The sequence below is a fragment of the Streptomyces sp. NPDC031274 genome (assembly GCF_055570235.1).
This window is the reverse complement of the sequence record NZ_JBVIHP010000035.1, coordinates 81,491-90,441: the sequence shown is the minus strand read 5'-3', so window position 1 is coordinate 90,441 and position 8,951 is coordinate 81,491. Positions and strand designations below refer to the sequence as shown.

Below are 8,951 nucleotides of genomic sequence, written 5' to 3'. Positions count from 1 at the left end.
GCCCCCCCCCCCCCCCCCCCCCCCCCCCCCCCCCCCCCCACACCCCCCCCCCCCCCCCCCCCCCCCCCCCCCCCCCCCACGGGCGCCGACGGGCGCAGATGGTTCAGGCCTTGTCCTGCATGCTGCTGCGAGCCGGGTTGGCCTGCTCCCCGGCCTTGAAGTCCTTCTCGCCCGCCTTGGCGCGCACTCCCTGCGCGATGCGCTCACCGATGGACTTGTCGATGTTCGACCAGTACTCGAAGGCCCTGGCGAGCACGGGTTCGCTCACCGCGTTGAGCAGGTGCCCGACGACGTTGTCCACGAGGCGGTCGCGCGCGGCGTCGTCGAGGACCTCGCGGACCATGGTGCCCGCCTGGCCCCAGTCGTCGTCCTCGGCGTGATCGACGTACGCGGCGCGGGTGATGTCACCGTCCGCGTACCAGCTGGGCGGCGCGTAGCGGCTCGTGTCGGCTGCCGGGCCGCCCTTGGAGTTCGGTGCGTAGACCGGGTCCTCCGTCTTGTTGTACGCCATGGCCCCGTCCTTGGAGTACGTACGCAGGGGCGCGATCGGAGCGTTGACCGGCAGCTGCTGGTAGTTGCCGCCGATGCGGTGACGGTGCGCGTCGGCGTAGGAGAACAGCCTCGCGAGCAGCATGCGGTCGGGGCTCGGGCCGATGCCGGGGACCAGGTTGTTCGGCTGGAACGCCGCCTGCTCGATCTCGGCGTGGTTGTCCGTGGGGTTGCGGTCCAGGGTCATCTTGCCGACCTCGACCAACGGGTAGTCCGCGTGCGGCCACACCTTGGTCAGGTCGAACGGGTTGAAGCGGTAGGTGGCCGCGTCGTCGTACGGCATCAGCTGCACATGCAGCGTCCAGCTGGGGTACTCGCCGTCCCGGATGTGCTCGAAGAGATCCCGGGTGTGATAGTCCGTGTCCGCCGCGGCCATCTGGTCACCCTCGTCCTGGGTGAAGTGCTCGACGCCCTGGTCGGTCTTGAAGTGGTACTTCACCCAGAACCGCTCACCCTGGGCGTTGATCCACATGTAGGTGTGCGAGGTGTAGCCGTTCATGTGCCGCCAGGAGCGCGGGATGCCCCGATCCCCCATCAGCCACGTGACCTGGTGGGCGGACTCCGGCGAGAGCGTCCAGAAGTCCCACTGCATGTCGTGGTCGCGGAGGTTGTTGTCCGCCCGGCGTTTCTGGGACCGGATGAAGTGCTGGAACTTCATCGGGTCCTTCACGAAGAAGACCGGGGTGTTGTTCCCGACCATGTCGTAGTTGCCCTCGGTGGTGTAGAACTTCACCGCGAATCCGCGCGGGTCACGCCAGGTGTCCGGGCTTCCCCGCTCGCCGGCGACGGTGGAGAACCGGGCCACGAGGTCGGTCCGGGTGCCCGGCTGGAAGAGGGCGGCCTTCGTGTAGGCACTGACGTCGTTGGTGACTTCGAAGTGCCCGAAGGCGCCGCTGCCCTTGGCGTGCGGCTGCCGCTCGGGGATCCGCTCCCGGTTGAACTGGGCCATCTGCTCGATCAGATAGGAGTCCTGCAAGAGGATCGGCCCACCGGCGCCGACGGTGAGCGAGTGCTCATCGCTCTCGACCGGAGCTCCGGCGTCCGTGGTGGTCGCCTTACCTGTGACGTCGCTCATGGGTGACGAGTGCCTTTCGGTGGGTGTTGTTCTCTGCGCCGCAAAGGGGTGGAGAGGGTCCGTCTCTTGCTCGGTGGATTCGGCGTTGTATCAGCGTCGAGTCCATCTTGCGGCTTATGTGGCCATGCGGCCATTTGTTCACGTACGTCCGTGCGCCTGATCCTGCCGTCTGCTGTTGTGTGTGGATCTTTCGCCGGACAGAGTCCGAGTGCCCGACTTGGCGCCGCTGATACGTGGTGAGCGCTTCCGTTTCCTCTCAGTGGCCGCTGATCAGTGGCCACCGGGGCTCGTGAGGTTCTCGCGGATCTTGGCGATGGCGAACCCCCAGCCCTGCTGGACGGTCGGCTTGCCGGGTACCGCGATCTCCTCGGGGTTGGTGAGGACGTCCAGGAGGACAGGGCCCGGCGTGGCGAAGGCCCGGCCGACTCCCTCGGCCAGATCCTCGGCCCGGCTCACCCGGATGCCGGTGATGCCGATGGCCTCGGCGACCGCGGCGAAATCCGGGTTGTCGAGTTCGGTGCCGAACTCCGGCAGCCCCGCCTGCTCCTGCTCCAGCTTCACCATCCCGAGCCGCTGGTTGTCGAAGACGACGAGCTTCACCGGCAGCCGTCGGCTGCGGATGGTCATGAGGTCGCCCAGGAGCATCCCGAGACCGCCGTCGCCGCAGAAGGCGACGACCTGCCGGTCGGGATCCAGGAGCTGCGCGCCGATGGCCTGCGGCATCGCGTTGGCCATCGACCCGAGGTTGTACGAGCCGAGCAGGCGCCGGGATCCCCGCATCTCGACGAACCGCGAGAGCCACACGGTGGCCATCCCGGTGTCCGAGGTGAAGACGGCGTCATCGGCCGCCAGAGTGTCCACGGCGGCGGCCAGCGCTTCCGGGCGTACGAGGTGATCCCGGTTGTCGAAGGCGGACCGCACCTTGCCGATGAGGCCGCGGTCGTGCCCGGGCGCGGCGAGCCGCTGCTGTCCCTCTTGCCAAGTGGTGAACTTCTTTCGTGCTCCGTCCAGATGGTCGCGCTCCGTGCGCCGCTCAAGACGGTCGAGGAGCCCACGCACCGTGGGGCCGACGTCGGCGGCCAGGGCGACGTCGACGGGGACACGTCGGCCGATGTGCTCGGCGACCCGGTCGACCTGTACGACCTTCTTGCCCTGGGGATACCACTCGCGGTACGGAAAGTCGGTGCCGAGCAGCAGCAGGGTGTCGGCGTGGTCCATCGCGTGCGAGGCGGCCGGGTTGCCGATGAGCCCCGTCTGGCCGACCTGGTAGGGGTTGTCGCCCTCGAAGCCGTCCTTCGCCTTGAGCGTGAGCACCATGGGCGCCGCAAGGCGCTCCGCGAGGGCCAGGACGTCTTCGCGGGACCCGCGCGCTCCGCGGCCCACGAGCATGGTGACCTTGCCGCCGTCGGAGAGGGCCGCGGCGGCGTCGTCGAGCACCGGGTCGTCGGGCCGGTTGGCGGATTCGGCGACGGAGAGCCGGACCGGCCGGTCCTTGGGCAGTTCCTGGTCGCCGATGTCGCCGGGGACCGTCAGTACGGCAACGCCGCGGCGCCCGATCGCGTTGCGCACGGCTATCTCAAGGAGACCGGGCAGCTGCTCCGGGGAGGTGACGGTGGCGCGGAAGACGGCGACATCACGGAAGAGGAGGTCGTTGTCGACCTCCTGGAAATAGTCGGTGCCCACCTCGGCGAGCGGCACCTGGCCGGCGATGGCGAGCACCGGGGTTCCGCTCTTGGCGGCGTCGTACAACCCGTTGAGCAGGTGCACGGAGCCCGGTCCGACCGTACCCATGCAGACGCCGAGGGTGTTGGTGAGCTGGGACTGGGCGCCGGCGGCGAAAGCCGCTGCCTCCTCGTGGCGGCAACTCACCCATTCGACGGACCCGCTGTCGCGGATGGCGTCGGTGAGGGGGTTCAGAGCGTCCCCCACGACGCCGAAGACATGGCGTACTCCGAGTTCTTCCAGGGCGTCGATCACGACGCGGGCAACAGTGCGGGCCATCAGGTGTTCCTTTCAACGGATCGGGGTGTGCGCTGTCCCATCGCGAAGGAGTCCGGATCCGCCGCCTGCCAGTCGGCGGCCCAGCTCTGGGGCGGTGCGGCGAGCAGTTCGCCGGGGGACAGCCACTCGTACAGTTCGGCGTAGGACCGGAACCGGCCGTGGTCCTCGCGGCGCCGCAGGAGATGCGGGCCGAGCTCCGCGGCGTCGCGGACGCCCATCGCGGCCATGATCTGCAACGCGCTGTGGACGGTGCTCTGCTGAAAGCGCGTGACGCGCTCGGCTTTGTCCACGACGTCCAGGGCGCGGGCACGGTGCGGATCCTGGGTGGTGACGCCGGTCGGGCAGTGGTTGGTGTGGCAGCGCTGGGCCTGGATGCAGCCGACGGCGAACATCATCGCGCGGGCCGCGTTCGTGTAGTCGGCGCCCATGATGAGGCGCTTGACGATGTCGGAGCCCGTCGCCACCTTGCCGCTGGCGCCGATGCGGATACGTTCCCGCAGCCCCGCGCCCGTCAGGGCCGTGTGCACGGTGATGAGGCCCTCGGTGAGCGGCGTGCCGATGTGGTCGGCGAATTCCAGTGGTGCGGCGCCCGTGCCGCCCTCCGCACCGTCCACCACGATGAAGTCGGGGGTGATCCCTTCCGCCGTCATGGCCTTGCACACGGCGAGGAACTGGGTCCGTGACCCGGGGCACAGCTTGAAGCCCACCGGTTTGCCGTTCGCCAGTTCCCGCAGCCGGGCAAGGAAGCGGACGAGTTCGCGAGGCGTGGAGAAGGCGCGGTGGTACGGCGGTGAGACAACCGTCTCGCCCTCGGGTACACCCCGCACCGAAGCGATCTCGGCGTTGACCTTGCTGCCGGGGAGAACGCCTCCCATCCCCGGTTTCGCCCCCTGCGACAGCTTGAGCGACACGCAGCGCACGGCGGGATGCGCGGCTTTCTCGGCGAACTGCCGTGCGTCGAAATCTCCGTCACGGGTACGGCAGCCGAAGTAGCCAGTGCCGATCTCCCAGACGAGGTCGCCACCGGGCCGCAGATGGTAGTCGGACAGGCCGCCCTCGCCGGTGTCGTGTGCGAACCCGCCGCGTTCGGCGCCCGTGTTCAGCGCCACGATGGCGTTGGAGGAGAGGGCTCCGAAGCTCATCGCCGAGACATTGAGGAGAGCCATGTCGTACGGCTGGGTGCAGTCGGGGCCGCCGATCCGGACGCGGGGCGGCTCGTCGGGCACTTTCGCCGGCGCCATGGACGGCACGAGAAACTCGTAGCCGCGTTCGTCCATGTCACGCTCGCTGCCGAACGGTTCCTCGGCGTCGACACCCTTGGCCCGTTCGTAGACGATGCTGCGCGTGTCGCGGTCGTAGGGCCTGCCGTCGTAGTTGCGCTCCACGAAGTACTGCTGGAGCTCCGGGCGCAGCGTTTCCATGAGGAACCGCAGATGACCGAGCACGGGATAGTTCCGCAGGACGGAGTGCCGCCGCTGGGCCAGGTCGTACACCCCGGTCAGTGCCGTGGCCACGAACAGAGCCCCGGCCAGCCACCACCAGGGGGATACGAGGAGGGCGAGCAGTACACCGCCCACTGCACAGGCCGTCAGCAGGCCCACCATTGCGAAACGCGTCATGGGCCCCATCTGACCGGAATTCAGTCGGGCATACATGCGCACGGCCGACGCGTCGGGGGCCTACTCGAGGAATGCCGCAATGGTCGCCACGAACTGGTCGGCGTCATCCAGCCAGGGATAGTGACCCGCTGCCGGTTGCACCACGAGAGTCGCATCAGGGAACAGCGCCGCGAATTCGGCCGTCTGCTGAGGAGGGCTGTTCACGTCGAATTCCCCGGTGAGCAGCAGGACGGGTGCCTCACAGTCCGCAAGGCCCGAACGAGTGGCCTCCGCGTCGAAGGCGCCCTCTGCCGCGAAGCCGGTGACCGCTTCCGCGTTGCTCGGCAGACTGGCCGCGTAGTGCTGCCGGGCGGCGGTGTCCCATCGGCCGTAGAAGAAGGGGCTGACGGCCTGCCAGTCCGTGCCGGACCCGTCGATTATCGCCTCCAGGGCGGCGAACGCCGGTGGGAACCACAGCTCGTTCTTGCGCGACAGCGCGAGCTCACGTCGCATCTCACCGGTGACCGCCATGCCGACGGCTCGGGTCCCAGGGCCGATCAGGGCGAGCTTGCTGACGTTGCGTGGGTGGCGGGCCGCGTACTGCGTGGCGATGTTCGCGCCACCGGAGTGGCCGAGCAGGTCCATCCGGGGGAGTCCGAGGTGCTCGCGCAGGGCCTCGACGTCCTCGACGAGGCGGTCGCACCGGTAGGAGGAGAGGTCTTCGGGGACCGCGGACCGGCCGGTGCCGCGCGTGTCCAGGACGATCAGCTGCCGGTGCACGGAAAGGCCGCCGAGGTCGCCGAGATAGCGGGAGTCCGCTGGGCCGCCGGGGACGCACACGACTGGATCGCCTTCTCCGTGCGCGTGGTAGGCGAGTTGGGTTCCGTCAGATGCGGAGTAGGTGGGCATGACGCGGATCCTGACAGTCATAACCAAGTTATACAACCCAGTTATGGGGGGCGGGGTGCTGGACTGTATAACCGAGCCATGGCAGGTAAAGAGGACACTCACCGGAACTCCGGGGCGCTGACCGAGCGGCAGGCCGGGCGGATGCTTGCCGGCATGAACGAAGTCATCCGCGCGGGCGAGGAGATGCGGAAGCTGCGCGCGGAGATGATCAAGCTCTTCGCCGACTTCGGCTGGACGCAGGACAAGATCGCCGAGCTCGCGGACATGAGCCAGCCCGCCGTGTCCAAGCAGATGGCGAAGCACCTGCAGCCGGGCGACCGGCCGCCCCCGATGAAGCTCCACCTCGACCAGCGGGACCTCCCATGGCTCGAAGGACGTCTGTGGGGCCTTGCCGAGGAGGTCTCCGAGAGCCTGGACGACAGTGCCCACTGCACCCGCTGCGTCAATGCCCTCGCCCGGGGCAAGAGGCGCTTCACTTCCCGGAACATCGACGAGCTACGGCGTCTCCTCGAAGAGGACCTGAGGCGGCATCAGGCACAACTCCCAGGCAGCTATCGGGACGCGTACGACGAGATCAGCCGCGCTCTCGACATCCCCGCGAACGACTCCGCCGCTGGCTCGGCCTCCGTGCGACGCGCTCTCGCCCATGAGATCCAGCGCGATCAACTCGGAAATTGACCCTGCAGTTCGGCGCTGAACTGCACTCTGGCGCGGGTTTTTCGGCTTCATGTAGTGCTGCTCACAAGAACGCGAGTTCGCCGCGGCGCCGAAGGGGGGCACCACCATGAACAGTAAGAACGTCCTGGTTGCCTGGCGGCGTGCCCGGCGCCGATGACAGACTGCGGCGATGATCGATGACCTTCCTGGTGGACTGACGGCGCGGCAGCTTGCCGAGGACGACCATGCGCGGGTGCTCGAGGTGCTGGACGCGTGGTGGGGTGGTCTGAAAGGGCAGGCAGGGGCGTTGGAACGTGCGCTGCTCCTGCCGCGGCTCTACTTCCAGCACTTCACCACCACCAGCTTTCTGATCGAACGCGACGGGGAACAGCTCGCGGCCTTCCTGGTCGGTTTCCTCTCGCAGACCGAACCCGACGCCGCCTACGTGCACTTCGTCGGTGTCGACCCGCAACTGCACGGGCAGGGCATCGGGCGCGCCCTGTACCGGGCCTTCTTCGCTCTCGCCCGATCGCACGGCCGTCGGTACGTGCACTGCATCACCAGCCCGCAGAACACCGCGTCGCAGTCCTTCCACACCCGGCTCGGCTTCACGATCTCGACCGTGAAGCCCGACTACGACGGCCCCGGGCTCGACCGGGTGGCCTTCACCATCGACCTTGCCGCGCAGCCGGACCGTCCAATGTGAAACCCGCTGAGTAAAACCAGGTGCGGCCGGTCGCCGTGGTGGTGTGAGATGCGGGCCATGACGATCGTTCTGAACGAGCCCGGCGTCGACGGGCTGACCGGGGCCGTGGATGCCCTCCGCGTATGGCAGGACGACCGTACGCCGCTGCAACTCCATCCGGGAGACCTCGGCTGGGCCTGGGCGTTGGGCGCGGAGAGGCTGGCCGCGACCGTCCGCACCTGGAGCGTGGACGGACGGATCATTGCCGTCGGATACCTGGACGCCCCTGATGTGCTGCGCCTGACGACCGCGCCGGACCTGCGACAGGACGGCGATCTGGCACGCCGACTGCTGGCAGACCTCAATGATCCGGAGCGCGGGGTCCTGCCGCCCGGGAAGGTCGGCCTCGAAATCCCCGACGGCGCCCTGCTCCGCGAGGTCCTCTTGGAGGCGGGCTGGAATCTGGACGAGCCGTGGACGCCGCTGCGCCACGACCTCGCCGAGCCGGTGAAGGACTCCGGCCTGCGGATCGAGGTAGCCGGTCCGGATACGGCGGGGGTGCGGACCGCGGTGCACCGCTCGGCGTTCGGCAGCCCGAGGTTCACCGAGGAGATCTGGCACGTCCTCGCGGCCGGGCCGGTCTACGCCGACGCCCGCTGCCTGATCGGCTACGACGACCAGGACAACGCGGTGGCCGCGGCGACGGTCTGGTCGGCCGGGCCCGGCAAGCCCGGCCTGCTGGAGCCGGTGGGCGTGCACGCCGACCATCGCGGTCGCGGCTACGGGACGGCGATCAGCGTCGCCGCCGCGGCGGCGCTGCGTGAACTGGGTGCGTCAAGCGCACTCGTCAGCGCCCCGAGCTCGAACGCTGCCGCCGTCGCCACCTACAGGGCAGCTGGATACGAGCCGTCGTCCGAACGGCTGGACGTCAGCCGAGCCGCCTGAGAATGATCAGGCGGCGGTATCGGACACGCCGCGTCGCTGCCCTTGGCCGGGGCCGGGACGTCCCCGGTCGCGGATGGATCAGGTCGTCCCCGATGGCGCGAGCTGAGGGCGGAGGGGGTGTTGGCGGCAGCGTGTCGGGTGGTGGTTAATGGTGTGGACGGGGGATGTCTGGCTGTTTCCGTGTGTGCCGGTGCGTAGGGCGGGGAGTTGCCTGTGAGTGCTCAGTCGTCGGGGTCCGGTCAGCGGTTCGTCGGGCGTTGTGTGGTGGTGAGCGGGGGAGCCAACGGGATCGGCGCGGCGACGGCCCGGCGGCTTGCCGCGGAGGGGGCCGGGGTGGTGGTCGCTGATGTGGATGCCGAGGAGGGCGAGCGCACCGCACATTCCATCCGTCAGGACGGCGGACGAGCGGTGTTCGCGGCGTGTGACGTGGCGGAAGAAGAGTCGTGGGGGGGGGGGGGGGGGGGGGGGGGGGGGGGGGGGGGGGGGGGGGGGGGGGGGGGGGGGTGGTGGCCGGGAGGATCCGATGGGTCTT

8 protein-coding genes are annotated in these 8,951 nt (G+C 69.1%); 4 read left to right on the top strand and 4 right to left on the bottom strand.

Features of this window, described 5'->3' with window-relative positions; all coding sequences use genetic code 11:
* Positions 1-103 precede the first annotated feature (103 nt).
* The 4 genes from ACZ5CR_RS38910 to ACZ5CR_RS38895 form a co-directional block, all read right to left on the bottom strand.
* Entirely contained in the window at positions 104-1,624 is a 1,521-nt protein-coding gene (locus ACZ5CR_RS38910; protein WP_468866692.1) for a catalase, read from the bottom strand.
* 270 nt (positions 1,625-1,894) lie between these two features.
* A complete protein-coding gene (locus ACZ5CR_RS38905; RefSeq protein ID WP_468866690.1) occupies positions 1,895-3,625 on the bottom strand; it encodes a thiamine pyrophosphate-dependent enzyme in 1,731 nt (576 codons plus the stop codon).
* Positions 3,625-5,244: an FMN-binding glutamate synthase family protein gene (locus tag ACZ5CR_RS38900; protein WP_468866688.1), complete on the bottom strand. Its 1,620-nt coding sequence runs from the start codon at positions 5,242-5,244 to the stop codon at positions 3,625-3,627. Before ACZ5CR_RS38900 ends, ACZ5CR_RS38905 begins: the two co-directional genes overlap by 1 nt.
* Positions 5,245-5,304: 60 nt before the next feature.
* Positions 5,305-6,132 (bottom strand): alpha/beta fold hydrolase, encoded by an 828-nt coding sequence (locus tag ACZ5CR_RS38895; protein ID WP_468866685.1) that lies wholly within the window; start codon positions 6,130-6,132, stop codon positions 5,305-5,307.
* Positions 6,133-6,210: 78 nt separating this feature from the next.
* On the opposite strand from ACZ5CR_RS38895, the gene ACZ5CR_RS38890 reads away from it, so the two are divergent.
* The 4 genes from ACZ5CR_RS38890 to ACZ5CR_RS38875 all read left to right on the top strand — a co-directional run.
* Positions 6,211-6,810 (top strand): sigma-70 family RNA polymerase sigma factor, encoded by a 600-nt coding sequence (locus tag ACZ5CR_RS38890; protein WP_468866683.1) that lies wholly within the window; start codon positions 6,211-6,213, stop codon positions 6,808-6,810.
* A gap of 169 nt (positions 6,811-6,979) precedes the next feature.
* On the top strand, positions 6,980-7,495 hold the full coding sequence (locus ACZ5CR_RS38885; protein ID WP_468866680.1) for a GNAT family N-acetyltransferase: 516 nt from the start codon (positions 6,980-6,982) through the stop codon (positions 7,493-7,495).
* Between the two features lie 57 nt (positions 7,496-7,552).
* Positions 7,553-8,419, top strand: coding sequence for a GNAT family N-acetyltransferase (locus ACZ5CR_RS38880; protein ID WP_468866678.1), 867 nt, complete (start codon positions 7,553-7,555; stop codon positions 8,417-8,419).
* Positions 8,420-8,632: 213 nt separating this feature from the next.
* Positions 8,633-8,951 (top strand): SDR family NAD(P)-dependent oxidoreductase (locus ACZ5CR_RS38875; protein ID WP_468866723.1); only part of this gene is annotated, 319 nt, incomplete at its 3' end.